The organism is Mesorhizobium sp. GW821-FHT07A06 (assembly GCF_059419085.1).
This window is the reverse complement of record NZ_JBWKRC010000010.1, coordinates 164,741-191,624: the sequence shown is the minus strand read 5'-3', so window position 1 is coordinate 191,624 and position 26,884 is coordinate 164,741. Positions and strand designations below refer to the sequence as shown.

Annotated in this window: 19 protein-coding genes and 2 pseudogenes; 8 read left to right on the top strand and 13 right to left on the bottom strand. The window is 59.7% G+C overall.

What is annotated here, in order from left to right; all coding sequences use genetic code 11:
- Window positions 1-195: 195 nt before the first annotated feature.
- From AC07SZ_RS26905 to AC07SZ_RS26890, 4 genes and pseudogenes are all read left to right on the top strand, one after another.
- Window positions 196-1,227: an IS110 family RNA-guided transposase gene (locus AC07SZ_RS26905; RefSeq protein ID WP_494916577.1), complete on the top strand. Its 1,032-nt coding sequence runs from the start codon at window positions 196-198 to the stop codon at window positions 1,225-1,227.
- Between the two features lie 422 nt (window positions 1,228-1,649).
- Window positions 1,650-2,559, top strand: a pseudogene (locus AC07SZ_RS26900) (tyrosine-type recombinase/integrase).
- Window positions 2,560-2,562: 3 nt separating this feature from the next.
- Window positions 2,563-3,756, top strand: a pseudogene (locus tag AC07SZ_RS26895) (IS91 family transposase).
- Entirely contained in the window at window positions 3,753-3,983 is a 231-nt protein-coding gene (locus AC07SZ_RS26890) for a hypothetical protein (protein WP_494916576.1), read from the top strand. The pseudogene AC07SZ_RS26895 and the gene AC07SZ_RS26890 overlap by 4 nt, the downstream one beginning before the upstream one ends.
- A 178-nt stretch (window positions 3,984-4,161) precedes the next feature.
- Here AC07SZ_RS26890 and AC07SZ_RS26885 read toward each other — a convergent pair whose 3' ends face one another.
- The 3 genes from AC07SZ_RS26885 to AC07SZ_RS26875 form a co-directional block, all read right to left on the bottom strand.
- Window positions 4,162-4,869, bottom strand: coding sequence for an integrase (locus tag AC07SZ_RS26885; protein WP_494916575.1), 708 nt, complete (start codon window positions 4,867-4,869; stop codon window positions 4,162-4,164).
- Between the two features lie 96 nt (window positions 4,870-4,965).
- On the bottom strand, window positions 4,966-5,361 hold the full coding sequence (locus AC07SZ_RS26880; RefSeq protein WP_494916574.1) for a hypothetical protein: 396 nt from the start codon (window positions 5,359-5,361) through the stop codon (window positions 4,966-4,968).
- A 393-nt stretch (window positions 5,362-5,754) separates the two neighbouring features.
- Complete coding sequence (locus AC07SZ_RS26875; protein WP_494916573.1) at window positions 5,755-5,928, bottom strand: hypothetical protein; 174 nt, start codon at window positions 5,926-5,928, stop codon at window positions 5,755-5,757.
- Window positions 5,929-6,707: 779 nt separating this feature from the next.
- Here AC07SZ_RS26875 and AC07SZ_RS26870 point away from each other — a divergent pair.
- Window positions 6,708-7,028 carry a hypothetical protein gene (locus AC07SZ_RS26870; protein ID WP_494916571.1) on the top strand — a complete coding sequence of 107 codons (321 nt, stop codon included), beginning with the start codon at window positions 6,708-6,710 and terminating at the stop codon, window positions 7,026-7,028.
- A gap of 80 nt (window positions 7,029-7,108) precedes the next feature.
- On the opposite strand, the gene AC07SZ_RS26865 is transcribed toward AC07SZ_RS26870, so the two are convergent.
- From AC07SZ_RS26865 to AC07SZ_RS26845, 5 genes are all read right to left on the bottom strand, one after another.
- The gene (locus AC07SZ_RS26865; RefSeq protein WP_494916570.1) at window positions 7,109-8,608 is read right to left on the bottom strand and encodes a sugar ABC transporter ATP-binding protein; all 1,500 of its coding nucleotides are present in this window, start codon (window positions 8,606-8,608) and stop codon (window positions 7,109-7,111) included.
- Window positions 8,609-8,616: 8 nt separating this feature from the next.
- Window positions 8,617-9,705, bottom strand: a complete 1,089-nt coding sequence (locus AC07SZ_RS26860) for a strictosidine synthase (protein ID WP_494916569.1) — start codon at window positions 9,703-9,705, stop codon at window positions 8,617-8,619.
- Window positions 9,702-11,924: an ABC transporter permease gene (locus tag AC07SZ_RS26855; RefSeq protein WP_494916568.1), complete on the bottom strand. Its 2,223-nt coding sequence runs from the start codon at window positions 11,922-11,924 to the stop codon at window positions 9,702-9,704. The genes AC07SZ_RS26860 and AC07SZ_RS26855 overlap by 4 nt, the downstream gene beginning before the upstream one ends.
- Window positions 11,925-12,063: 139 nt before the next feature.
- Window positions 12,064-13,071 (bottom strand): sugar ABC transporter substrate-binding protein, encoded by a 1,008-nt coding sequence (locus tag AC07SZ_RS26850; protein ID WP_494916567.1) that lies wholly within the window; start codon window positions 13,069-13,071, stop codon window positions 12,064-12,066.
- 27 nt (window positions 13,072-13,098) lie between these two features.
- Window positions 13,099-14,073, bottom strand: coding sequence for an ABC transporter permease (locus tag AC07SZ_RS26845; RefSeq protein ID WP_494916565.1), 975 nt, complete (start codon window positions 14,071-14,073; stop codon window positions 13,099-13,101).
- A 172-nt stretch (window positions 14,074-14,245) separates the two neighbouring features.
- Here AC07SZ_RS26845 and AC07SZ_RS26840 point away from each other — a divergent pair, with 172 nt between their 5' ends.
- Entirely contained in the window at window positions 14,246-15,259 is a 1,014-nt protein-coding gene (locus AC07SZ_RS26840) for a LysR family transcriptional regulator (RefSeq protein ID WP_494916563.1), read from the top strand.
- Here AC07SZ_RS26840 and AC07SZ_RS26835 read toward each other — a convergent pair.
- The 5 genes from AC07SZ_RS26835 to AC07SZ_RS26815 all read right to left on the bottom strand — a co-directional run bounded on the left by AC07SZ_RS26835 (window position 15,256) and on the right by AC07SZ_RS26815 (window position 22,641).
- Window positions 15,256-16,761: an aldehyde dehydrogenase gene (locus tag AC07SZ_RS26835; protein ID WP_494916561.1), complete on the bottom strand. Its 1,506-nt coding sequence runs from the start codon at window positions 16,759-16,761 to the stop codon at window positions 15,256-15,258. The two genes, AC07SZ_RS26840 and AC07SZ_RS26835, sit on opposite strands and share 4 nt — an antisense overlap.
- 40 nt (window positions 16,762-16,801) lie before the next feature.
- Window positions 16,802-18,421: a GMC family oxidoreductase gene (locus AC07SZ_RS26830; protein WP_494916560.1), complete on the bottom strand. Its 1,620-nt coding sequence runs from the start codon at window positions 18,419-18,421 to the stop codon at window positions 16,802-16,804.
- Between the two features lie 21 nt (window positions 18,422-18,442).
- Window positions 18,443-19,636, bottom strand: a complete 1,194-nt coding sequence (locus AC07SZ_RS26825) for a CaiB/BaiF CoA transferase family protein (protein ID WP_494916625.1) — start codon at window positions 19,634-19,636, stop codon at window positions 18,443-18,445.
- Window positions 19,637-19,645: 9 nt separating this feature from the next.
- The gene (locus AC07SZ_RS26820; RefSeq protein ID WP_494916558.1) at window positions 19,646-20,641 is read right to left on the bottom strand and encodes an HpcH/HpaI aldolase/citrate lyase family protein; all 996 of its coding nucleotides are present in this window, start codon (window positions 20,639-20,641) and stop codon (window positions 19,646-19,648) included.
- A gap of 1,220 nt (window positions 20,642-21,861) precedes the next feature.
- The gene (locus AC07SZ_RS26815) at window positions 21,862-22,641 is read right to left on the bottom strand and encodes a patatin-like phospholipase family protein (protein WP_494916556.1); all 780 of its coding nucleotides are present in this window, start codon (window positions 22,639-22,641) and stop codon (window positions 21,862-21,864) included.
- A gap of 234 nt (window positions 22,642-22,875) precedes the next feature.
- Between AC07SZ_RS26815 and AC07SZ_RS26810 the strand changes: the two genes are divergently transcribed.
- Window positions 22,876-23,700, top strand: coding sequence for an IS110 family RNA-guided transposase (locus tag AC07SZ_RS26810; protein WP_494916555.1), 825 nt, complete (start codon window positions 22,876-22,878; stop codon window positions 23,698-23,700).
- A gap of 182 nt (window positions 23,701-23,882) precedes the next feature.
- Complete coding sequence (locus AC07SZ_RS26805) at window positions 23,883-26,858, top strand: Tn3 family transposase (protein WP_494916554.1); 2,976 nt, start codon at window positions 23,883-23,885, stop codon at window positions 26,856-26,858.
- Window positions 26,859-26,884: the final 26 nt, after the last annotated feature.

Genomic DNA, 26,884 nt, shown 5'->3' with positions numbered 1-26,884 from the left:
ATCACGGCCTTACTTGCATCCAACACTTAATGGCCGAAATTGGGCCGAAGAACGAACATGACGTAATCGCGGGAGCGGTGGCCACCTGAGACGTGGCGGCGATGTTCGAACCTCTAGCCGGCTGGCTGTCCCCCGATAGGATGAAGAACGGGCTCACGATTGACACCGGGCCCAGGCATCGAACGGAGGACAGCCATGGAACAGTATATCGGTCTCGACGTGTCCACGAAAGAGACGGCGATTTCGATCCGTCAGGACGGCAAAAGGATGTGGCGGGGCAAGTGCGCGTCCGACCCGCAACTGCTCGCGGCGCTGATCCGCAAGCGCGCACCGTATGCCCGGCGGGTGGTATTCGAGACGGGGCCGCTGTCGGTGTGGTTCTACCATGCGCTGACGGCAGAGAGACTGCCCGCGATCTGCATCGACGCGCGGCATGCCAAGGCCGCGCTGGACATGGCCGCGAACAAGACCGATGCGAACGATGCCGATGGCCTGGCACATCTGGCCGAGGTCGGCTTCTACCGAGAGGTTCGGGTCAAAGGTTTTGACAGCATGTTGATTCGCACGCTGATCACCGCGCGGCGCCAGCTTCTCAAGATGCGTTTGCAGATATCCAACCAGATCCGCGGATTGATGAAGACGTTCGGCCTCCTCGTGACCAAAGGCGCCGGCAGCGTGTTCGAGCGCAACGTTCGCGACCTTCTTCAGGGCGAGGAAAAGCTGGCGCGCATCGTCGTGCCAATGCTTCGGGCCTGGAGTGATATCCGACACCAGACAGCAGAGCTGAGCAAGCAGCTGGCCGCGATGGCGCGTAACGACCAGCACTGCCGACTGCTGATGTCAGTGCCCGGTGTAGGCACTGTCACAGCCACTGCCTTTGCAGCAGCCGTGGAGGATCCGGCGAACTTCAGGAACTCTCGCTCCGTGGGCGCATGGGTGGGCCTGACCCCGAGGCGCTACCAGTCCGGCGAGGTCGATCATGAAGGCCATATCTCGCGCCGTGGCGACAATCAGTTGCGCGGACTGCTATACGAGGCGGCCGCTGTCATCCTGAACCGGTCGACGGATACCAGCACCCTGCGAACCTGGGCGTTGGAGCTTAAAGAACGGCTTGGCTTCAAGCGAGCGGCCGTAGCGTTGGCGCGCAAGCTGGCGGTCATCATGCATGCGATGCTTCGGACGGGCGAGCTGTTCGATCCGCACGGAAGAACGCAAGCCGCTGTCTGATACCCCGGTCGCTCGCCTGCGACGATTCCGCCATACCGTTCCACCAACAGCGTTCTTACAGACGCATCAAGCTGTCCCTGCCGGGACGTGGCTGAGATCATTCCGCGAAGCGGGAAGCAACTGCCTCGGTAAGCAGATTGCGTAACGAACATAGGAAGATCTCACCTGCGAAACTCATCCTGCGGCGATCATCGCGTCGACCGCGTAGACGACCCTGTACCCGGCATGCGGACGAACGAGAATCGACAGAAAGGACGACGGCCTTGCACTCACCCCCTTGACGGTCGAGCGATTAGACGACCCGCTGCGCGGGAGGGGTGCCTGCGGTTGAGGTAGAGATCAAGAACCGGTCGTCGCGCTCGCGTTGAGCGTCGTTCGGCTTGGGCAGAGCATGGCGGGCTTCTTCAACAAGGAGCCTGACCATGCACCATCCCGTTCTCGATGCACCCGTCAGCCCGCTGCGCCAGCGGCTGATCGACGACATGAACATGCGGCGCTTCTCACGCGAGACGCAGCGCAACTATCTCCGCGACATCGGACGCCTGGCGACATTCCTCGGGCGTTCACCAGACACCGCTACCGCCGACGACCTGCGCCGGTTCCAGATCGAGCAGCAGGAGGACGGCGTTCCCGTGCCAACGATGAACAGCATCGTGTCGGCGCTGCGCTTCTTCTTCACCCAAACGCTCGACCGCCCGGACCTGGCGCGCAGGCTTGTCCGGCTGGCGCATCCGCGCAACCTGCCCGTGGTGCTCAGTCGCGACGAGGTGGCCCGGCTGCTCAACGCCACCACCTGCCTCAAGCACCAGGCAGCACTGTCGGTTGCCTATGGCGCGGGGCCTGCGTGTCGCCGAGGTGTCGATGCTGAAGGTTGCCGACGTCGACAGCGAGCGCATGCTGCTGCGCGTCGAGCGTGGCAAGGGCGGGCGCTATCGCAACGCCATGCTCTCGGAGGACCTGCTCACGCTTCTGCGTGAGTGGTGGAAGGTCGGACGTCAGCAGGGCGTGATGCACCGCGACGGCTGGCTGTTCCCCGGACAGCACGCGATGAAGCCGATCAGCACGAGGCAGCTCTATCGCATCGTCGTCGAGGCGGCCCAGGTCGCCGACATCGCCAAGCGGGTCGGGCCGCACACGCTGCGTCACAGCTTCGCCACCCACCTGCTGGAGGACGGCACCGACATCCGGATCATCCAGGTCCTGCTCGGGCATGCCAAGCTCAACAACACCGCACTCTACGCGAAGGTGGCGACCCGGACGGTGCGTGCCGTGACGAGCCCGCTCGACAAGCTCGGGCTGTTCAAGCCGGGAGAGATCTCGTCCGACATCTGAGCCGTGCGCGCCTCGATCGAGGTCGCCGACATCTTCCGTGCTGCCGGACCCGCCTATCGGGCCGCCCATGCAGGTCACCTGAGCCTCGTCCAGCTCAAGGTCATGTCGGCGATCGAGTATTGCCGCACCGCAGCCCTTGGCGGTCACGTCGAAGCCTGCGAGGACTGTGGCCAATGGCGGGTCGCCTACAACTCCTGCCGCAACCGGCACTGCCCGAAGTGCCAGGGCGCGGCGGCGCGGACGTGGTTGGCCGAGCGCGAGGCCGACCTGCTGCCGGTCGGCTACTTCCATGTCGTGTTCACGCTGCCCGCCGAGGTCGCCGACATCGCGTTCCAGAACAAGGCGCTCGTCTACGACCTGCTGTTCAAGGCGGCAGCGGAGACGATGCTGACTATCGCCGCCGACCCAAGACACCTCGGCGGGCGCATCGGCATCACCGCGGTGCTCCACACCTAGGGATCGGCGATGACGCACCATCCGCACCTGCATATGATCGTGCCGGGCGGCGGCATCGCGCCGGACGGAAGCCGCTGGATATCTTCTCGGTCGGCCTTCCTGCTTCCGGTACGCGTACTCGGCAAGCTGTTCCGACGGCTCTTCCTCACCCGGCTGGTCGCGCTGCACGACGCAGGACGGCTCGCCTTCTTCGGATCTATGGCGCGCCTGTCCGCGCGGCAGGCATTCGTGCGGCACCTGTCGCCGGTCCGCAAGAAGCGCTGGGTGGTGTACGCCAAGGCGCCGTTCGCCGGGCCGGAGGCGGTGCTCGCCTATCTGTCCCGCTATACCCACCGGGTCGCGATCTCAAACAGCCGGCTGATCGCCTTCGACAAGAGCGGCGTCACCTTCCGCTACAAAGACTACCGCCGCGACGGCGCCGATCGGCAGCAGGTCATGACGCTCGCAACCGATGAGTTCATCCGCCGTTTCCTGATCCACGTCCTGCCACGTGGCTTCCATCGCATCCGTCACTACGGCCTGCTCGCCGGGGCCGCCCACAAGGCCAGCCTCGCACGCGCCCGCGAACTGCTGGATGTCGCTGCCCCGTCCGATGACGGCACACAAGACGAACCGGAGGACTTCCGGCCGCCATGCCCCTGCTGTGGCGGACGCATGATCGTCATCGAGGTGTTCGAACGGTGGAAGCAACCGCGTGGACCGCCGGACAGAACGGCGACGAACCGGGAGAACTCTCCATGACCCGGCATGGCATGCTCCAGCCTTCAGCCGCAGGCACTCAGCCTCCGGCGATGGACCCACGCGTGTCCATCGTGATCATCGACGCCGAACAGGTCGCGTCCGGCCGCGCGACGAGCCGACAATACCGCATGGCTGAAAGGCGAAGCGGTCCGGCCGCATCAAACCCGCCGCTTCCCGGCGGCGGTCGTGCCATCGCCGACACCAGCCGCAAATCGAAATCCCCATAGCCATCGCCTGTGGCCCGCGGGTTCCTTCCTCGGGGACTTTCGTACGCCTGCCGGCGCCCGAAACTCTTCACGTTTGCTGTTCGGCAGCTTCGCGACAGGAACAGGGCCAGAGCGGACGTTCGAACCCTCGACCCTCTCGGTGTAAACGAGATGCGCTGGATACGGCTTAAATTGGACGTTAGCCGCGATGCTGCTCTTCGAACGCAGCGATCGCCAAGCACTGCTCTTTGACCAGCGCCTGAAAGGCCTCGAACGCCCGGTACCAATGGTCCCGCTCGGTTGCGATCAAGTCTGCGACCTGGTCGAGATTGAGCGGTTCGCTGCCGCCGATACCGTAGCAGATACGGCCATCATCACGGACGATGCGCGTTACCATCGCGCTCATCCCGATGAGGAAGCGCGCCGAGAAGCGGTGGTTGTAGGCGTTGCGAAAGTCCTCTGTGGCGTCCTTGAACGCCGTGCCCGCAATCGGCTCGACGCGGCGCTTGAATGCACGGTACTTCCGCCAGTTGGTGCAGAGCGGCTCGATATGGTTGAGATAGAACGCCCGCTCGTTGGGAAACTCGTCGCGCCAATTAGCCATCTCCTTCGCCATATTGGCTTGGTGGTAAAGATGGCCCGCTGCGAACGCGAAGCGCGACTTGATCGCATAGGGCCGCCCGAGCGCAACCGTACCGAGCGTGTCGATGAACTCATGTGAGACGGCGAGCTTTTCCTCGTCTGTGAGTGACGTGGTCACGCGCGCCCAGGCGCGCAGCCGCTGCACGTCATGCGTCAGGTCGTTGATGATGTTCGCCAGTTCGGACGCATAATCATCCAGCATGCTGACATAGGGCATCCAGGCGCCGCTGATCGGGTCAGGGAGCGTCCACCAGCGATAGGGCATGAACCGGCGGTTCCCTTCGCTATGGTCGAGCGCGTAGCGATAAGCGGTGTAAAGTCGGATCGCCTCCTCGCTCTGCTGCCGGGTGACTTGTCGGGTTCAGGCATTGCGGATCGCCCAGTTGACCACCGACCAGACTAGGTCGTCGACGGTACTGCTGCCGACGCTGATGTCGCGATGCGGTTCGATCCGGTGATAGTCGCCGAGCGGCGCGGTCCCGCCGGTGAAACCGGTCCGCCGCGCGATGATGTTCTTGGTGCGCCGATTCTCCTGCCAATAGCTCACGATCGCGCGGTGCTTCGGCTCGTTGGGGCTGCCCGGATGGAGCGCCCGGGCGTGCGGGAAGTGCATATGGCGATGATGCGCATGGAGCAAGGTCACATCGTAGAGCCGGGCGATGAAGGCGCGCATCTCGTCGAGGCTGCCTGCGGTGCCGACATCCTTTGCATTCGATCGCGACGCGCGGCCGCCCCACCGGGATACCGCCGGTCGCACGGATCGCAGTCCCGACGCTGCCGGGGACAATCGAGATGTCGATTTCGTGCGTCGCCGAGCTGCGGCCCGCGAACTGAATGCCATTCCAGATCTCCCATTTCTGCCGGCGGCCCCTTCGGAACCCGATGACGCTAGCATTGTCGGCACTGGCCGAGGCCGCGGGGACGCCGGTAGGCGCGCCGCCGCGCTGGATGAAGCGGCGGTCCGCGTCACCGGGCTGAATAATGGTCCCGTCCGAGCGCTGCAGCCAGACGCTGAACCCGGCATTGCGCAAGCCGCGCGCGAGGCTGGTCATGACGAATAGCTCGAAGATGCGCCCAGCGCCCGACGCATGTTCGAGCGTAGTGATGCGGCCGTCGATCGTGTCGAGGGCGGATTGGACATTGGGAATCATCACGTCGTCGCCTGGCCGCGCGATTGCGCGGTCCATTCGGCCAGCGCGGTGCGCAGGGTGGGGAAGCTCTCGCGCGCGCCGGCGACGTCGTCGCGGCCGCTCTCTCGGCCGCCTTCGAGATCCAGCAGCACCACGACTGTCCTTGGCTCCGACGCGTCGGTTGGCTGTGCCACGGCTCCAGCCTCGTCCGGCCGCTCGGCTGTCCCCTCGACGACGAAGTCGAGCGTGTCGATCGACGCCTGGAGCTGCTCGAGCGCTTCGCCGAGCCGCTCCTCGACATAGGCGGCGGCCCATTCGACCTCTCGTGCGGTGGGATCGGCCTTGCCTCCACGCCAATCGCCTGCGGCTCGCCGCGCGCTTTCGGCTGCGCATTGCCGCGGATCGACTCCCGCGCCGCGGCGAGCGCTTCTTCGGACTCTTCAGGCGGCCGGCCGGGCTTGACACCTTCGATCAGCTCGAACGCCAGCCAGTCGAGCCGCGCGGCCACTAATGTCTCGATCAGCTCGAGCAGGCGCGGATCAAGAATTGCCACAGATGCACGCCTTCCTCACGCAAGCCCTGTCCGATCACTGGCTGGAAAGCGCCATTTTGGATGAACTTATATTGTTTCAGTGTCGAATCTAAAATCTAGGATGATGAATGGACGAGTGACCGCCCCGCTCAAGGTTACCACGCCTTCTTGCCTCTTGTCGCGCGGATCTGGCGGTCCTGGCAGCTTTCGAGATCGAGCAAATAGAGCTCGACTGACCACAGTTGGAGCGCGTTCCAGTCTGTCCGCAGACGGCTCAAACGGGGCCGCTTGCTGACCGGCAGCTCCTGGAACAGAGGCGATAGAGCGCACGCTCACCAATGCAGCCAGACCTTGCGGAGAAGGTCAGCATTCGGGACGCCTCCATGTTGTGTTACATCGAGACTCGCCGGCGGCGACGACAGCGACAACGGGTGGCAAGGCATGCTGGACATCGAGAACGACACTGTGAAGAGGATCATCGACGCGCTGGCGGTCGCCATCGACGGCAGGTTTAGCCGTCGTCATGCGGTCATTGCGTCGCAGGCGACTATTGGCCGCCGCCACTGTCTCTGCTCTCAAGGTAGACTAAGAATTTCAGAGCGGCGCTTGTTTCTCGCGCTTCTGGACAGGCACCCCTACGCCACCTCCGGTTCCGTGAAATCCATGCGCCTTAAGCTTGGCGCCGATCCAGTGGCGCATATCAGAGCCGATGCCGGCGAGCAGAAAAAGATGCTTCGTTGCCATGGTCCCAGAAAGATTTGAACCGGGCCTCGCAGCGCCGGTTTGCGGATCGCGAGCCTTCAGGCATACGAGCGCGTTGCAGCGCGGTGGTACTAGAAGGATCAGTGAATCGACGCATACAAAATACGCTCCTGGGTCGCCGTGTCCGGCGAAAATTCCTCGACGATCCGGCCTTGCCGCATGATGAGAATGCGATCTGAGAGGTTCATCACCTCAGGCAGGTATGAAGAGATTACCACAACCGCGAGACCGTCATCTGCAAGCTCGTTAATCAGCTGATGGATCTCGACGATGGCTCCCACATCGACGCCGCGCGTCGGCTCGTCAAAAATGATGATCTTGGGATTCTGGACCAGCGATTTTGCGATAACCACCTTCTGCTGATTGCCACCGGACAGCTCGACCACCTTGGCGTTCTCGCCCTTGACCGATTTGACATTCAGCTTCTTGATCCATTCATTGGCCAGTGTGCGAACATCGTCAAGTCGAACGATCCATCCTTTCGAAGTCGCCGGAAGGGCTCCAAAAGTGATGTTCTCGCCAATCGACTTCTGCTCAAAGAAACCTTCCGCCTTCCGGTCCTCGGTTACATAAACGATCCCATCCTTCATGGCGGCCTGCGGCAGCCTGTAGCGAACCGACTTCCCCTCAAGGTAGATTTCGCCGCCATGGAAAAGATTACGCTTTACAATTCCAGCGACAATCTTCGCAGTCTCCGTTCTGCCAGAACCGACCAGGCCGAATATCCCAGTAACCTGGCCAGAATAGACAGAGAACGAATTGTTCTTGACCATCGAGCCCATCGAAAGGTTTTCGACACTGAGAACTTTTCTCCCTCGCAATCGGGCCGGTCGGTCACCCATGTCACGATTGTAGATTTCGTTGCTGAGTGTCCGTCCGACCATCGCCCGGATGATGCTGTCGCGGTCGAAGTTCTTGGTTTCGCCGGTGACGACGTGGCGACCATCCCGCAGCACCGTGATTCGATCGCTGATGGCAAGGGCTTCCTCCAGCGCGTGCGAAATGAATATTATCGATGTTCCATTGGCCCTCAATCGCTTCACGAGCGCAAAGAAATGCTGCTTCTCTTCAGGCGTTAGCGTGGCTGTTGGCTCATCGAAGATGATGACCTTGGCCTTTTTCAACACGGCCCGCGCTATCTCGACCATCTGCTTTTGCGCAGCACCCAGTTGGCCGGCGGTCATTGTTGGATCGACCTGAAATTTCAGACTCTGCAGGAACTGCTGCGCCGCAATGTAGAGTCCGCCAAGGCGGTTGAACGCCTTTTCGCTACCCAGATAGAGATTCTGTGCAACGGTCAGGGATGGCACAAGGCTGGTTTCTTGGAAAACCATTGCGATGCCTGCTTCCAGGGCTTGGTGCGGACCGGAAAATGAAATCGGCTTGCCGTTGAAGGTAATCTCCCCCCGCGTCGGCTCGACGACGCCGGCAATAATCTTGCTGAGCGTGGATTTGCCCGCCCCATTCTCCCCCAACAGTGCGTGTACTTCATGCGAGTACAGGTCAAATGAGACGTTCTGCACCACGGCGACGCCGTGGTATTCCTTGGTGGCATCCTTGACGGAAATGATCGGTTGCACGTTGCACCTCAAAGTCGGGTTTTCAGGATGGCGTCACCGCCGCCGCTTGCCGAAAGCAGACATCCGTCAGTCTCGAGGCAACTTCGTATGCCATGATGGGTCCCGTCGGATCTGCTGTGCAGGCTCTCGACAGGCAGGAAATCGCGATCGAGTTTGATGACAAGTCCGTAGGATCGGGTGGGAGCCCACGGCTTGAGAATCCCCATCTGCTTCAGTGCTCCGCCCTGCATTGGTTCCAAGAAATTCCGCCTGCTATGGAGCGCAGGGGCGATCCACATGTTCGGATCATCGATTTCGCGCATCATGCGTCCACGAAATCCTGGCTCACGCAAGACAAACTCGATCAGTTGGCTCCGCGGACCGACGACCGACAGCCAACTGCCGCCATCTAACGCATGAGAAAGGCGGGCGGGATACCCGGGAAGGTTTTCCAAGACCACTTGTGGTTTGCTCGCACCCGCGAGACGGATGAGCCGATGTCGCCAGGATTCCGAAACCACGAAGTCGTCGCTCTCGCCAACCAAGACTCCGTATGGATAGCCAAGCTTGTCCGCCATCCGCTCGGCTTTGCCACTGGATAGGGTAACGTGCCATACCGAACCGGAGAAGTCGTGGTCCATCAGACTGCGTTGCCAGGCGTCGGGGGCGTATCGATTTGAGCCGATGCAAACGATCAGCGCATCGACGCCGATAAAAGCGAGCGCCGTGGGACACTTCAAGGCAGCGTTGCCCAGTTGCGTTATCGGCAAGCGCTGACCGTAAGGCGCCTCTGCGAAGACGATCCTCCCGTCGTTCAATCCAACCGCTACGGTTCCATTTGCCGCAACGGCAAGCGCGCTGATCGTCGTTTCGAACGACAGACGTAGCGTTTTGGTTAGCGTCACGGGATCAAGGAGGAAGAGGTCGCGACCCGATGAAAAGTAGATTCCGCTGCCGCCGGCCGCGATGTTGTCCGGCGAGGTGACATCAACGACACGCTCGGAACCGTCCAATCGGGTGTTTGGCCGCAAAGCGCCGTCCATGGCCGGAATCGTCACGGCCGAACTTCCCCGGCCCGCGATCCGATCGAACATCTCTTTTATGAAACCGGTAATCACCGCTTACCCCAATAAGATTCCGGGCCGCTCCAGTTTGGATTCGAGCTGTCGATTTTGATGACGCCGATGCGATTGTTGGAGACGCCGCCAAGATACAGGTGGCCCTTGTTCTCACGCATCGAGGTGATCATTGGATGATTGACTGCAAACTCGTCCCAAAGCACGTCCAGAACCTCGCCTTGGTCGTTGAACTTGATGACGCAACCCGTATTGATATTCGGGAACAGCCATTCGTCCTGAGGCAGCCGGCGCGCCATCCGCCGCCGGAACCCAGGCATGCGCAACGAGATGTCGAGCACGGGTGTCCGCACACCCATCAGTGCGCACCAGTAGTTGCCGTCCGAAGCGCGATTGATGTTGTCGGGATAGCCCGGCATGTTGTCGATCAGGATGTCGAGCCGGCCCTTGTTCGGCCCGTCGATCCAGTAGCGCCTTAGTCGCGGGCCCCAGCTTTCGGCGAAGATAATCGACATGCCGTCGTGGGCTACACACACACCGTTTGGAAACACCAAGTCGCGCAGGATGGTCTGGGTCTTGTTGCGCACCGGGTCGTAGCAAATGATACGCCCATTACCCCTGCTTTCAAGACAGTCCACTGCCCACGCATGCAGTTCATAGCGCACGGTGGCTTCGCTGAAATAAACCTTGCCATCCGGCGCGATGTCGCAGTCATCGGCGAGCCGCAGGCGTGAATCGTCTATGATCGAGAACGGCGTTCGATTGGTTTCGTCCGTTGCCAGTTCTACCTTGCCGTCTGGCGTCACCCGATAGAGTCCCATCCCGCCAACGCAGGAATAGAGATTGTCATTTTTGTCAAAGGCCATGCCGAGTGGATGACCGCCGATATGGGCGAAGACTTCCCATTTCTCGTAGTCGGGCGCGAGGAATCGAATAATCGACCCGTGTCTTTCCCCAGTGTACAGATTGTCATTCCGGTCGAAGATGATGTCTTCGGGGCCTTCTACCTCTCCCAGCCCGATCAACTGGACACCGGCCAGCTTGTTGTTCATGGCGTAGGCCGTGCCGGAACCGGCTTGCATGTCCGGCGGCGGTGGCAGAGCCCGGTAGGTCGGCGATACGTACGACTTGGCAAGGATCTTATCCTTGTGCTTGACCCAGCGAATGTCGACGGCAACGGCCAGCAACAGGACAAGGCCGAGTAACAAAGATCCAGCGCCGCTGACGAAGCCAAGGCGCACCACGCCATTGGTTATGATAATGACGCTGATCGCACCGATCAGCGCCTTGGCCACGGAGCCACGCCCGCCGCCAAGACTGTTTCCTCCCAGGACCACCGCTGTCAGTACCGCGACTTCAAGCCCGACACCCGAGTTCGCACCAGCGCTGCCAAGCCTCGTTGTGTAAAGGAACCCGGAAATGCCGCAGAGCATCCCGCAGACCACATAGCTGGCGCAGACCGTCCTGCGCACATTGATGCCGACATTGTGGGCGGACCGGCGCGAACCACCAACAGCCAGCAGATGCCAGCCGACCCGAGTTCGACTGATAACGAGATGCAGGCCGATCGCCACCACACCCAAAACGGCAGCCGACACCGGAATTCCGGCAATCGATCCCAAACCGGCAAAGTCCCAAATGCCGGACATGGGCAGGCCGACGCCTGTTTCTCCGGGAAACTTGAGCAATATCAGGTTGAACAACTCACGCACGATGATCAACGTTGCGAGAGTGGTGAGAAAGGCACGCAGCCTTACGTATCCGATCAGCAAACCATTCACGAGTCCGACCAGTCCACAGCTGACCACGACAGCCAGCAGAGCCAGGCCGAAATCGAAACCAAAGACGTTGACGTAGACCAGGGTCAGAATGTTGCCGAGGGCAAAGTTCGATCCGACGCTGAGATCGATTCCACCACCAACCATGACGATCATCAAGCCGAGCGCGACCAGGGAAAATTCCCCCAGCTGTCGCGCAAGATTGGATACGTTTGCTGGCGCGAAGAAGCCAGGAATGAGGAAGCCGAAAGTAGCGATAATCAGAAGTAGAAATGCAAAACCGACTGCGTTGTCGATCCAGCGCTTGGAGAGGAGTTCACCGAAAAGCCTGTCGGGAACGACCTTGTACCGCAGCTTGGTCAACTGCTCGGCCAACCCGGCAGGGGCAGGCTTGAACACACTTATTGGTACGAGTGCAGCAGACCCTTCTTTCGACTGGTTATCCTCACGCATATCTTTCGTCGAAGCCTTTTCTAGGTTCACGAACGGGTCCGCACATGGCGAACCCGCTGTCTCGCGCCAAGCAGTGCAACGCTGCTCTTACATGCCGCCTGGTTTTGTCGGCGTGGCGCGGGACACGGTGAACCATGTCCTGCGCCACCCATCCATGCCTTGTCACCGGCTATTTCTTGAGATCTTCCAACAGGTAGCAGTCGGACGGCTTGACCGTCTCCTTGGAGACCACCTTCAGCGGCACGTAGAGCTGAGCCTTCAGCGTCCCCGGCGCTGGCTTGCTCTGCAGCAGGAACCGGATCAGCGTATTGATATCGCGCCCGCCGCCGGGGATGTCCATGTTGACCACGTCGCTGAACTTTCCGTCCGTGACATTCTTGCACATGGCGGATTCGCCGGAGCCCGATGTTGCGATGTATACCTTGTCCTTCATGCCAGCTTCCTCGACAGCCGCCGCCGCGCCGACGTCCTGGCCGTCCCAGAAGCCGACAATGCCGCACAGATCAGGGTTCTGCTGAAGCACCGTCTTGGTGACTGCGTTGGCTTTGCTTGCATCCCAATCCGCGGCCTGGTTCGAAACCACCTTCAATTCGGGGTACTTCGCCAGTGCGTCGTTTACACCCTTGATCTGGTACAGGCTCGCTGCGGCGGTCAGCTGACCTTGCAGGACTGCGATCTTGTGGGACGTATTGGTGCCCTCGCCGCAGCGCTTGTGGATTGACTCGACCAGCAACGAACCGAGATCAACCCAGTCCGGCCCGACGAATCCTTCGGTCTGGGTCGCGGAACTCTGCTGAATCTGGAGAACGTAGATGCCGGCCTCTTCGGCTTGGCGGGTGAGGCGCGAGTAGGATTGCAGGTCGGGGTTCTGCACAATGATGACATCCGGCTTTTCGGCGATGAGCTGGGTCAATGCCTGAGCTCCCACCGACGTATCCCAGTTAGGGTCGCGCACGATGAACTCATAACCGAGTTGGTCTGCCTGGCGTTGCCAGAGGGCACCCCAGCCCTGTGCGACGTCGATGCCCATGGAAAGCGGTATGTAGGCGACCTTCTTGCCCTTGAACACATCCTGATAGGGTGCCCGGAACTGGTCTTCAATGCCCTCAGCCGAAACGGTCGTTGTCAACGCCATTGCCGAGATCATCACTCCCAGCAGGTATTTTAGTCGTTTCATAGGTTCCTCCCGTTGATCAGGCGAGCGTCAAATATCGCCCTGTTGTGAAACTTGTTCGTCTCTTGGATTGAGCACCGCATCGATGACGATCGCGACCACGAGCAGGACCCCTTTGGTCAGGTTCTGCAACGTGAGCGGCATGTCCATGATCGTCATGCCGTTCAGCAATGTGCCGACCAAAAGCGCGCCGACAACCACGTTGCGGACCCCACCCTTACCCCCACTCAGCGCGATGCCACCCAGCACGACGACAAGAATGACGTCATAAATCATCGTCGAGTTGAAGAGACGCGTATTGATGCTCGACACAGAGGCGGCAAAGATTGCGGCGCCCAGGAACGTTATGCCGGCCGAGACGACATACTGGAGCACCATCACGATTCTGATGGGAATGCCGGTTATCCTGGCGCACAACAGGTTTTCACCGATGCCATAGATGTACCAGCCAAATTTGGTGAATTTCAAAACCGCATAGACGACAACCGCGAGGACCAGGAAGTTGATGATCGGCATTGGCACCGTCGCGATGCTGCCCTTGCCCAGAAATTCGAACCATCCGGTCCCCTGGGGCAGGTACACGACGTCAGTGGGAATGAGGTATGCCCGCCCGAAGCCGTAGATCGCGGTGCCGAATGCAAGTGTCGCGAAGAGTGCGGGGATCTCGACATATGCGACCAGGATGCCATTGATCAGGCCGAATATCAGGCAGATGCCAAAGCCAATCGCCAACGCCAGAGGCAGCGAATGGCCATTGTTGGCAAGGAACATCGCATACCCCATGGAAATCACCAGGTTGGCGATTATCGACAAATCGATACCGCGCCCGATGACCACAAATGCCATGCCGATGCTCAGTATTCCCAGAACGGCCACGCTGCGCAGGAGATTGAGCAGATTTCCAACGCTCAGAAACCCGTTGAGAAGTGCGCAGAAGCAAACGAACACGACAAGGAAGATCGACAACACGATCTTCTCCTGGCTGAATTGTGCGTGACGCGCCAAGTCCTACCTCCCTAAACCCGTCCGGATCTGCATCCTCGACATTTCCAGAATCAGATGACTTTCAGCAAGTTAGTTAATGTCGTGGATTGTGCGTAAATGCTGATCAATGCGATATGACTGGCTAACGCAACCGAACAGAGTCAGGGATTCGTCAGCTGTTCGCAAGTTTCGTTTGACCACCTTTGATGCACAATGTAGCGGATTGATAAATGATTGGGGATGCCGCCTCGTGACCGTCACGCTAAAGCCTATCACCAAGATCAATCTGAAATTGATCCAGGGATTCATATTGGTTGCGGAACAATATAGCTTCAGACAGGCTGCGACTTTGAGCGGCCTATCACAGTCTGCTATAAGTGCGCAAATCAAACGGCTTGAAGACCAACTGGGGGTTTCGCTCTTTCATCGCACTACGCGACGAGTAACTTTGACTTCGGAAGGCGAACAACTTCTGGCGGCGGCACAGCGCGGCATAAATGAGGTCGAACTCGGCCTTAAGTCGATACGGGAATCTGTGGATGTGAAGCGGGGTCGCGTATCGCTTGCATGTTCTCCCACCATTGCGTCGCGTCACTTGGCTCCGATTTTGGCCGAATTCGAGACCTCGTATCCGGAGATCGAGGTCCACGTTCAGGAAGCCAGTGCGGCGGCGATCCTTGAAGGCGTCCGCCAGAGAACCGTCGACTTCGGGGTAGGCCCGGTCCTTGAAGCGAAGGACCTTCAATTCCTGCCGGTCATGGAGGATCCTTATTTTGCGCTCATTCCGACCCGTCTGGATACAACCGATGGAACCAAGCGGACTATCTCCCTTGGGGAGCTCGCCAACAAGCCACTGTTGCTTCTCGATCGCTCAACCGCGCTTCGAGCTTCAGTCGACGAAATTGCCGCTCAACATGGCCTTAGCTTGAATACGCGCTACCAATTCACTCAGGCACAGACGCTGATTTCGATGGCGGAGCACGGACTCGGCGTCGCCATTCTGCCCAAAATCTCGTTGCCGAGTAAAATGCCTAAGGGGCTTCGTGCCCTGCGCATCGTCGACCCGCCGCTTAGCCGCCAATTGGCGATTATCACTCTACGAGGACATCTTCCGTCGCCGGCGGTCTCGCGTTTGTTGCCATTGTTTCAAGCGATGAAGACGCAAAGCAAAGCTTCCAATGGGCTTGCGGAATCCATCTCCGCTTAAGTCTTCAGGACGAAAGGATCCTGGATCTCCTCACTGAGTTCGCACCATACGCTTTTCGACTGAAGGTATTGACCAATCGCCTCGATGCCGTTCTGGCGGCCGAGACCGCTCGCTTTGTAGCCACCAAAGGGTGTGTTGAATGCCAAGGCGCGATAGGTATTGATCCAGACAGTGCCCGCCTGGAGCCGTTTGGCCATGCGGTGTGCCCTGCTAAGGGACTCAGTCCAAAGGCCCGCGGCAAGGCCGTAGGCGGTGCCGTTTGCAAAATCGACGACCTCGTCTTCGCCGGAAAAAGGCGTGACTGTGACAACAGGGCCGAAAACCTCGTTTTGCGATATCGAGTTGTCCATCGCGCAATTGTGCAGGATTGTGGGTGCCAGAAAAAACCCGCCGGGATGGGAAGCGAGGGACATTCGGTTGCCGCCGAAGAGGACTTCTCCACCGTCCGCTACCGCCGTTGCAATCATGCTAAGGTCGCGATCGAGTTGACGGCGCGACGCCACGGGACCCATTTGCGTCGAAGCCAGAAGCGGATCGCCCACGACAATGTGGCGGGTTCGCTCGATCAGCCGCTGCAGGAACTGATCGTAGATCGGGCGCTCAACAAAAACCCGCGAGCCGGCCACGCAAGTTTGTCCAGCCGCCGCGAATATACCCGCAAGAACGCCGGCCTCGGCGCGGGCAAGGTCGGCATCGGCAAACACGATGTTGGGACTTTTGCCGCCGAGTTCGAGTACGCTTCCTGCCAGACGGCGCGCAGCGCGCGCACCAACGTCACGGCCTCCCGTCTCGCTCCCGGTGAAATTTATCTTTCGAACCAGTTCGTGGTCCACCAGCGCTTCGCCGGCATCGCGTTCGCCAGTCACCACGTTGATCACGCCAGGCGGTATTCCGGCTTCGTCTGCCAGACGGGCGAGCAGGATAGCCGAGGCCGGTGTGACTTCCGACGGTTTGATGACGATCGTGTTTCCCGCCGCGAGCGCGGGACATACTGCCATCATGGTGATGAACGTCGGCGAATTCCACGGCACAATTACGCCAACGACGCCGATCGGTTCGCGCAGCGTGTAGTTAAGGACTGAGGTGCGGTCGAGGGGGATAACCGCCCCCTCCACCTTGTCAGCGAGGCCGCCGAAATAGTAGAGCCACTCCCTGGCGGCTAGCGCCTGGGCCCGCATTTCCGCAAGCAGCTTGCCGTTCTGAAGCGTCTCGATGCGGGCGATCTGTTCGGCATTTGCGGCAATCTTCTCGCCCCATTGCATCATCAAGCGGCCCCGCCGCGTTGGCGAAAGGCGAGCCCAGGGACCGTCACGAAACGCTCGGTCCGCGGCACGGACGGCAGCGTCCACGTCATCCTTTGACGACAGCGCAAACTGTCCCCATTCGAGCCCTGTGGTCGGATTGACTGACGTGAAGGTGCGACCTCCGATGGCCGGCTGCTCGGCTCCGTCCACATGATTGGAGAAGGCCATCGACTGCGATAGATGATCCAACTCAAGCATTGTCATCGTCCTTTTCCGGATCTGGCTGGGCTTCGGCAGCCTAGGCCTGTTTGCGCTCTAAGATCATGTCCGCGGCTTTCTCAGCAATCATGAAAACGGCCGCTGCGGTGTTGGCGGATGGCATCGATGGCATGATCGACGCATCGACAATGCGCAACCGGTCCAGCCCAATCACACGAAGATTGTTGTCGACCACGGAATCCGAACGGTCGCTTGGACCCATTCTGCATGTCCCGATCAGATGGTATGCCGTATTGCCTTCGGTTCTTGCAAATTGAAGCAGATCCTCGTCACTTTTTGCGTTTCGCGCCGGGGCAACTTCCTCGACGCAGTAGCGCGCCAGCGACGGCGCATCAAAAAGCTGGCGCACCATGCGAATACCGCCCAGGATTGCATCCTGATCAATTGGATGGGCAAGATAGTTCGGCTGGATCGCCGGATCGTCGAATGGATCGGCCGACCGCGCGCGCACATAGCCGGCACTCTCCGGCCGCATCTGATACACGCCGAGCGTGGCGCCAGGAAAACTGTCTAGTTTGCCACTGACGCTCTTTTGGTAGCTGCCCGGCGTGAAAACGAACTGCAGATTCGGCTCCTCATGCATGTCCCGCGCATTGCCGAAGGCGCCGACGACCGACGGACTGATGGCCAGGACGCTTGGACGACCAATTGCCCAACGGGCAATTTCGCGCCACAGTTTCAATCCGCGCACGGCATCGTTGATCGTTTCAAGGCCAGAGACGCGAGACACCATCCGAACGAGGTAGTGGTCCTTGAGGTTCTCACCCACGCCAGGGAGTGCGCGCGCAACCGTCACGCCGATCGCCGCCAGCAGATCGGGAGCTCCGATACCGGATAGTTGCAGCAGCTTGGGGGTGTTGGCCGCGCCCGCGCACAGGATCACCTCGCGCGACGCACGCACTTCTTTTTGCGGGGCCCCACGCGCAGCGGCGTAGCGAATCCCCGACGCTTTCTTGCCCTCCAAGATGACGGACATCGCCTGGGCGTTCACGCGGACGGTCAGATTTTGCCGGCGTTCGGCCGGTCGAAGGAAGGCTCGCGCCGCGCTGTAGCGCCAGCCTTTGTGAATCCATCGCTGATAGTAGCCCACGCCGGTCTGGCGCGCTCCATTGTAATCGGCATTGGTGGGAAATCCGGTCTCCTGGGCCGCCGCGATGAAGGCATCGCATAGCGGATGCCGCCAATCGCAATCTGTTATCGGCAGTTCACCGTCCCGCCCCCGATAGATATTGTCTCCCGGTCCAATACGCCGTTCGGTGCGCTTGAAATAGGGCAAGACCTCATCGAAGCTCCAGCCTCTGTTCCCGCGCCGGGCCCAACCGTCAAAATCGGCGTGCTGACCGCGGTTATAGTTGAGGCCGTTAATGGAACTGGAGCCCCCGAGCGTCCGCCCCTGGAGCGTATTGATACGGCGGCCAGCCGTACCCGGTCCGCCCTCCGTCTGGAACTGCCATGTGTAGCGGGGATCGGAGACAGCCTTGATGAAGCCGCCTGGTATATGGAGGTAGATACTGTTGTCGCGTGGACCCGCTTCCAGAATGCAGACCGTTGTTTTGCCATCTGCGGTCAGTCGGTTGGCAAGCAGACAACCCGCAGCCCCAGCACCAACGATCACATAGTCGAACGTGTCACTCGCCATCCGAACTAGCTTCCAAATCGATTAAATGACACCGTTGGCCCGCAGCTCAGCAATCTGCTCGATCGAGACCCCAAGAAGTTTTCCCAATATTTCCTCGGTGTGCTGACCGAGGGGACCTCCGACGTTGTGAAACTGGGCCGGGGTCTCCGAAAGCCGCAGTGGCTGAGTCGGCAACATCAAATTGCTGACCCGATCATTCTGCATCACTTCGAAATCCTTCCTCGCCAGGTATTGCGGGTTGCATACGATCTCATCGATGCTGAGCAATGGGCCGCAGGCGACCTGCTCGCGATCACATGCCGCCAGCGCCTCCTCACGGGAAATTCCGGCCGCCCAAGCAGAAATTATATCGTTGATCTTATCTCGATTTACCATGCGAGCGGCATTGCTCGAGAAATCCGAGCAAACCGCCAAACCAGGCTGACCCATCGCTGCGGCAAATCGCTCGAACATTCGTTCCGACGAGCACGCGATAGCTATCCATTTACCGTCCGCGCACGCCCAGTGTCCATGCGGCACCACGAACGCAACATCGGGGCCTAGCCTTTCGCGTACAACCCCGTATTTGTGATAGGCGGGCACCAATTCGTCCATCAGGCGGAAGACACTTTCATAAAGACCGATATCCACCACCTGGCCCTTACCGGTCTTCTCGACCGTGCGCATGGCAAGCAGGACGCCAATCGCCCCCCACATGCCCGACACATAGTCTCCGATGGACGTCGAGCCGGGTACAACTGGAGCTCTTCCACTTTCACCGGCAAGGTAACTCAGTCCACTGAATGCATGCGCTATGCGCGCAAAGCCGGGCTTGTCCTTGTAAGGGCCGTCCTGACCATAGGCGCTTATGCTTAGCATGACGATTCGCGGGTTGATCTCACGCAGCGCCTCGTACCCGAGGCCCCATTTCTCCATGGTGCCTGGTCGAAAGTTCTCGAGCACCACGTCCGATTGCGCAACCAACTCGCGCAGCAGATTGGCACCCTCGATAGTGCGCAAATCGAGCGTGATGTATTTCTTGTTCCTTGCCTCGCTAAGCCAGACCAGGGTGTCACCGCATTCGGTCGGAGTGCCGAACTTACGCAGCGGGTCCCCTTCACCGGGCTGTTCCACCTTGATCACTTCGGCACCAAAGTCAGCCAGAATCACGCCGCAGAACGGGGCGGCAAGGAACGTTGCCACATCCAAGACCCGAATGCCGTCCAGAGGCCGCACGGTCAAAACTTAAACTCCACGCGAGGAATACGCAGCGACTCGTTCCGCTTTTTCGAGGATTCGGGTCGCAACCTTGTAGTGCGCCATGTCAACCAAAACACCGCCGACGCCGACGGCGCCATTGCCTTTGCGAGTGGACTCATCAAGGGCTGTAACGATCTGCTGCGCCCATTGTTGATCGCTCTCTGAAGGGGAAAAAATCTCGTTTGCCATATCGATCTGGGATGGATGAATGGCCCATTTGCCTTCAAACCCGAGAGCTCTGGCGCGCTCGGCACTTGCACGAAACCCGTCAGGATCTCCGAAGTCTGTATAAGGCCCGTCGATCGGCCTGATTCCGTAGGCGCGACAGGCATTTGCGATCCGCGCAAGTGCGAAATGCCACTGGTCATTGACATGCGATGAAAGCGTCCCGTTCGGGTTCGCCGTATGCATCGCATATTCGGGGTTCACTTTCCCAAACACGCGATCGTTCGTTCGCATGTCGACCGTGTAGTCGCCAACACCAAATATCATTGACTGCAAGCGCGGCGACGACGCGGCGATTTCTTCGGCATGAGCGACCCCCATCGCGGTCTCGATAAGGACTTCGATCCCTAGCGGTTTGGCCCGAGACACCTCTGCCTCTGCAAACGACAGAATGCGATCGACGAAAACAACGTCGGCGGCCGTACCTGCCTTGGGGAGGAGAATGAGATCAAGGCGCGGCGCTTTTGTCGCGAGATCGAGAATGTCACGCAATGCCCAAGGTGTATCCAGGGCATTGACCCTGACCGCCATCATCTTGCTGCCCCAATCGAACTCCGTCAGCGCGCGGATGGCGTTGGCGCGCGCTTCCAGCTTCCGCGGCGGTGCGACTGAATCTTCAAGGTCGAGAAAGACCGCGTCTGCCTGCCCTGCCGCTGCGTTTGCGAAAAAGTTGAGCGATGTCGCAGGTACGGCGAGCTCCGATCGCTGCAGCAGCGACGAAGACTGCGGTTGCGCAGGCTGCACTGGCAATGTCACGCTTCGCTCCACGTAATAGACGCCCGTCGTCTCGAAACAGTGCTAGCGGCTAGTCATCAATCTGAAAAACGCGATTACTTCAAGGATTGTGAAGTTTTTGAGATATATGTCGGCAATCCGATGACGGGGCTCCGGATCTAACTCGTTGCCACGCCGCTTCTCGCAGAGGAGGCGTCTGCAGCATAGCAAGGAAGTGTTCTGGCGCTCACCCGCCTGGTATCAACTCTGGCGAAAACTGCGGGAGGATACAGTGCACCATTTGATCCGGTTGGGTATTCCGGACGGGACCTCAGCCCAGCTACGATCCGAATCTCCGGCACTCTAACGGAGTAGTCCCGGACCGGATGCTCTCGTCGAAGTTGCAGGCGCCGTCGGCGGCCCATTCGGGCTTGGAATCAGCGAAGTCGATCAAGAACTCGAGCGCACAGTGACCGCTTTCGGGCAAGGTTACATGTGATCCCGATGGCCGAAATGCTAAAGGGTTTCGGGTGCCGTGAGGCGTACGAAAGCCTCTCATGCAGGAACCCGCGGGCCACAGTTGATGGCTATGGGGATTTTAGTTTGCGGCTGATGTCGGCGATGGCGTGACCGCCCCCGTTAGGCGACGCGGTGGACATGGACGGACCGCTCAGTGAAGCCTCTCAGTCAGTCACTCGGAGAGAAGAAGGCTGCAGAGCCTGCAATGGTCCCGATCAATAGGCTCCGGTCGAGCTACACATTGCGTTGCTCGCATGCGCGATCACTGCCCTCCACGACGTAGCGCACGCGAAGCTTGCGCCCTCTACTGCGATGTCGACGGCCATGCGCCGTATGTCGGCCACAGAGCGCAGCTTAGCGGCCACCGGAAAGCAGACTTTGGTTTGGCGAAGCTATGTGCTGAAATGCCAGAAGCGAACCACCAGACGAACAACTGCTGCGACAAAATTCTGCGCTGAAGGTTCCTCGATATCGCTGCTCTCGCCTATTCGCCCGATAGGCTCAGGGCCACGGCACGACTGGGTCGCACCAGTCTGCATCAGGTAATCGATGCTAAATTCGTCTGTCGCCCTACTACTCGAAACGTCGGAAGTTTTGTCTGACTAGCGCAGCGTAGGTGTCGATGGAAACATTTCCACGCCCCGTCATTTGATACCCGCCTTGGCCAAAGCCAAAGTCGGCGTTCCGCGCGAACAAGGCGAATTGCTGGGCAACGCCATCCATGAGGTCGAACTGGTTAGCCGTTACTTTAGCGGGAGTGGATGCGGGTTCGTGTCGATATGACTATAGAGGAGAGCCTCTATCACGGCCATGAAGGCTGGATTATTGTGTGCACCGAGACCGCCGTCGGAGAACTGCCCCCTGGGCGAGAAGTAGATTGGTGCCGAGGCGCTCGCTTCAACCGCATCTTTAAGGAGGACGTCACGGTAGGTTCCAGTGACAACGTCGACTTTGCGCCCAGGATAAGTCTGCTCCCAGCCGGGACCTAACCTCAGCAAAAGGACCTCGTCCTCCCGCGGATCCGTAGACTCGTACGGAATGTGGAAGGCCGTGAAGAAGGTGGTCTCGCACCTATCGAGGTCTCGCGCCGTGACGAGGATGTCTTTGTAGGTCCCGTCCTTCCCGCAGTCTTTTAAGGCATAGGGCACGAGCCCAGCCTCGCTGCGCTTGGACAGGAACTGATACAAAAGCTCCTTCATGCCCGTCTTGCGAAAACGCGGAGCCATGATCTGCTCCGCGGCGTCGTGGATTATGCGTTTGACGACCCCCACATAGCTCTCAACCGCATCCAGAATTTTGTTGGCGTACTTCGCGTCATCCAGGTTGGCAATCGAGTCGGGCCCAAGCGTTCGCAAATCAAAATAACGAAACGCGTGATGCTGGCCGGCACGGTTGTCTCTGAACAACGATTTCCTCACACCAGGCTCCGCATAGAGCGAGATGATCGTCTTCAGGGGGTAACCCGACGCCAGCATGGACGCGATGATCGAGCCGGTGCTTGTGCCAGCGAACATATCAAACATCTCGAAACAGCTTTTGCCGTAATAATGCTTGTCTTATGACTTTCCGTCGTTTCGAGGCCAAAGTGGGTTGCCGCCTGCGGGCGTTTACCACCCGCAGGCGCCGGGAGGGGGTGGGATCGAAATCGCCGGTCGTGATGGACCGAGCTAGAGTATGATCGCCCCTCTCTTTTCCATGAGGCCTGAACGGATAGCCGGGTTTCTAGACCCGGATGACAAGCACGGGACACGGAAAAGATGACCGCAATCATACCACGCACACTCGGAATCGACATCTCGAAAGATCGCCTCGACGTCCATCTCCTACCGGAAGGGACGGAGCGGCAATACGCCAACGACGCCATCGGTCTACGCGAACTGATCCGCTGGCTGGCGCCTCTTGCGCCTGCCCGCATCGTCTACGAGGCGACGGGCGCCTACCATCGGTTGCTCGAGCGCACGTTGGGTGCCAAGGGCCTGCCGCTGGTCAAGATGAACCCACAGCGCACGCGTGCCTTCGCAAAGGCCGCCGGCCGCTTGTCCAAGACCGATCGGATCGATGCCGCCATGCTCGCCCACTTTGGCGCGCTGATGGCGCCGCAGATCCGGCCGATCCGCAGCGATGCCCTTGATGCGCTTTGCGAACTGGTCGCCGCCCGACGAGCGCTGATCAAGGACCGCACCGCCACATTGAACCGACAGAAGTCTTTGACCATCCCGCTGTTGAAGCGCCAGGCCGAGCAACGGTTGAAACAAATCGCTGCCCAGATCACAGCGATCGACACCGAATGCCGAACTCATATCGCCAGCGAACCCGGCCTCAGACGCCGCTTCGATATTCTCACCAGCATTCCGGGGCTTGGAGAGGCGAGCGCCTTCGCCATCGTCGCTGACATGCCCGAACTGGGTGCACTCGAAAACAAGCAAGCCGCAAGCTTGGCCGGCCTTGCCCCCGTCGACCGCCAGTCCGGCCAGTGGAAGGGCAAGAGCTTCATCCAGGGCGGCCGGCAAATGCTCAGGCAGGCACTCTACATGCCCGCCCTCGTCGCCACCCGATTCAATCAGCCTCTCAAGGCAAAATAGGGGTCGGAACAAGAGCAGTGCGAAATCGTGCGCTAAGGGCGAACGGATCATGAACTCTACTGTAGTCCGGCTGTGCAGCATCCGATCCCTGTGGATTGCCATCGCAGGGCACCAATTTTGATTTCGTCGCCCGTCCGACTCGACAACGCTCCCGGCAGATTAGTCGTGGATGGAGTTGCGCGATGGGTAAACGGAGGCTTCTCAAGGTTCGGGATCGACAGAGACTTTTCGATATACCAACCGATGAGGACGGCCTCATCCGACACTATTCGTTGTCGTCGACGGACAGGCTTGAGATTGGACTTCGCAGACGAGAACACAATCAGCTCGGATTCGCTGTTCAGCTCTGCCTGATGCGATATCCAGGCAGGGTGTTGGCGACCGATGAAACTCCGCCTCGTGCAATGCTAAAGTACGTTGCTGAGCAGATTGGCGCCGACGGTGGAAAGTTTGCGCTCTATGCACGCCGTGAAGAAACGCGTCGCGATCACATTGCTCGCTTGATGGTTTATCTGGCCGCGCGGAGCGCGACGGGGCAAGATCGTAGAGCTGCGCTGTTGGCTGCAATTCAGGCGGCCACGATGTCCGACGACGGTGGGGCGATAGCGAGTGCTACTGTCGCCATGTTTCGTGACCACGGATCTCTTCTGCCGTCAATCGACACGATCGAACGGATCGGTCTTGCCGCCCGCGCCATTGCCCGTCGGCGGGCGGAGAGAACGCTGATCGAAGAAATTTCGGTCGATACGCTTCAATCATTGGATAAGCTGTTGGAAGTTGACCCGGCCATCGGCCAGACGCGCTTTCATTGGCTGCGATCAGCGCCGGATGCGCCAGGTGCGTCAAACCTGGTCGGGCTGACCGAACGGATCGCCTTCCTGCGCAAGCTAGAAATCGAACCGAAATTGCAGATGCGCATATCGTCTGGACGGTGGGATCAGATGATCCGTGAGGGCAACGCCACACCGGCATGGCTGGCCAACGACTTCAATGCCAGCCGTCGACACGCGCTGATCGTGGCGCAGATTATCAAGCTCGGCCAGAAGCTCACGGACGATGCAGTGGCGATGTTCATCAAGCTGACAGGCCGGCTGTTCTCGCAAGCCAACAACCGCAAGAAGCAGCGACACATGGACTGCAGGCCGGATACCGCCAAAGCGCTACGCATGTTCCTGGACACGATCACAGCCCTTCAGTCCGCGAACGACTATGGCCGGAACGCATTGGAGGTTCTCGATCAGGAAGTTGGATGGCACCGGTTGCTTCGGATGAAGCCTGAGCTTGAGTCGATGGTCGAGGACAACGAGGCGTCGCCTTTGACCTTAGCGGCCGAGCAATATGCGACCGTCAACAAGTACGCCGGTGCGTTCCTGGAAGCGTTCACATTCCGCTCAGCGCGCCGCCACGATCCCGTTCTTGCGGCGATTTCGCTGCTGAAACGGCTCTATGCCGAGAAGCGGCGCACCCTTCCGGATCGCGTCCCGGTCACCCACCTCAGCCGAGGTGATCGACGGCTAATTCTCGGGCAGGACAAGCCCGATCGCCGTCTCTATGAGATTGCAACGCTCGCGGCTTTGCGAGACCGGCTTAGATCCGCGGACATTTGGGTCGATGGCAGCCGATCCTTCCGACCGATCGACGAGCACCTGATGCCGCGGTCAACGTTCACAATCCTGAAAGATGAAGGTCGCCTCGGACTTGGTGTCCAAGGTGACGGCGCGGCGTGGCTTGCCGAAGCGCGGCAGATGCTCGACTTCAACCTGAAGCGCCTGGCACATAGGGCACGATCCGGGAAGCTCGACGGTGTTCGTCTCGAAGGTGGAACGCTTATCGTCACACCAACAGCGGGCGAAGTTCCCGCAGCAGCCGAGGATCTGAATGCCGAGCTCAGCGAGCGCTATCCGTTGATCGAGGTGCCAGATCTCTTGAGGGAGGTGCATGAATGGACCGGGTTTGCGGATTGCTTCACCCATGTTCGCACGGGTGACACTCCGAGGAATGTCTCGGCCATGCTGGCTGGCGTACTGGCCGATGCAACCAACCTCGGTCCGAAACGGATGGCCAGTGCATCCAAAGGCATCAGCGCTCACCAGATCAGTTGGATGCGTACTTTCCACGCCCGGTCGGAGACCTACCGAGCAGCCCAGGCCTGCGTGACGGACGCACACACCCGCCATCCGCATTCCCGCCTTTGGGGCAATGGCACGACGTCGTCATCTGATGGCCAATTCTTCCGAGCAAGCGACCGCGCCGCAAAGCGCGGAGATATCAATCTACATTACGGCAGTGAGCCCGGATCGAAGTTCTACAGCCATCTGTCAGATCAGTACGGCTACTTCAGCATTCTGCCCATCAGCCCGACCGAAAGCGAGGCGGCCTATGTGCTCGATGGGCTATTCGATCAGGATACGGCCCTCGACATCCAGGAACACTTCACCGACACCGGCGGCGCGAGCGATCACGTCTTTGGCCTATTCGCTCTGATCGGCAAGCGGTTCGCACCGCGACTGCGCAATCTCAAAGATCGGAAGTTCCACACGTTCGAGAAAGGCGATGCATACCCGGCGCTGTCAAACCACATCGGGGCGCCGATCAACACCACCCCGATCCTCGATCACTGGGATGATCTGCTTCATCTGGCGGCATCGATAACCACCCGTGCCGTTGTGCCCTCGACGATCTTGAAGAAGCTCTCGGCGTCACCGAAGGAAAGCCAACTGGCCAAGGCTCTTCGGGAACTCGGCCGCATTGAGCGCTCGCTTTTCATGATCGAATGGTACTCGAGCTCGACATTGCGCCGGCGTTGCCAAGCCGGCCTCAACAAGGGCGAGGCAGCGCACAAACTCAAACGCGCAGTCTTCTTCCATGAGCGTGGGGAACTCCGCGACCGGTCGTTCGAAAGTCAGGCATTCCGCGCATCGGGCCTCAATCTTGTCGTCAGCGCGATCGTCCACTGGAACACGGTCTATCTCGACCGCGCGGTGACAGAGCTCAAACGAGCGGGAAGGAACATCCCAGATAAGCTGTTGAAGCATATCTCGCCGCTGAGTTGGGAGCACATCAACCTGACAGGTATCTACACCTGGGACAGTGAGCAACATCTCCCGGAAGGCTTCAGGTCGCTTCGCCTCCCGGCTGGGCTAAGGCTTGCCGCATAACGTTCCTGCTCCGTTCGACCTTAGCG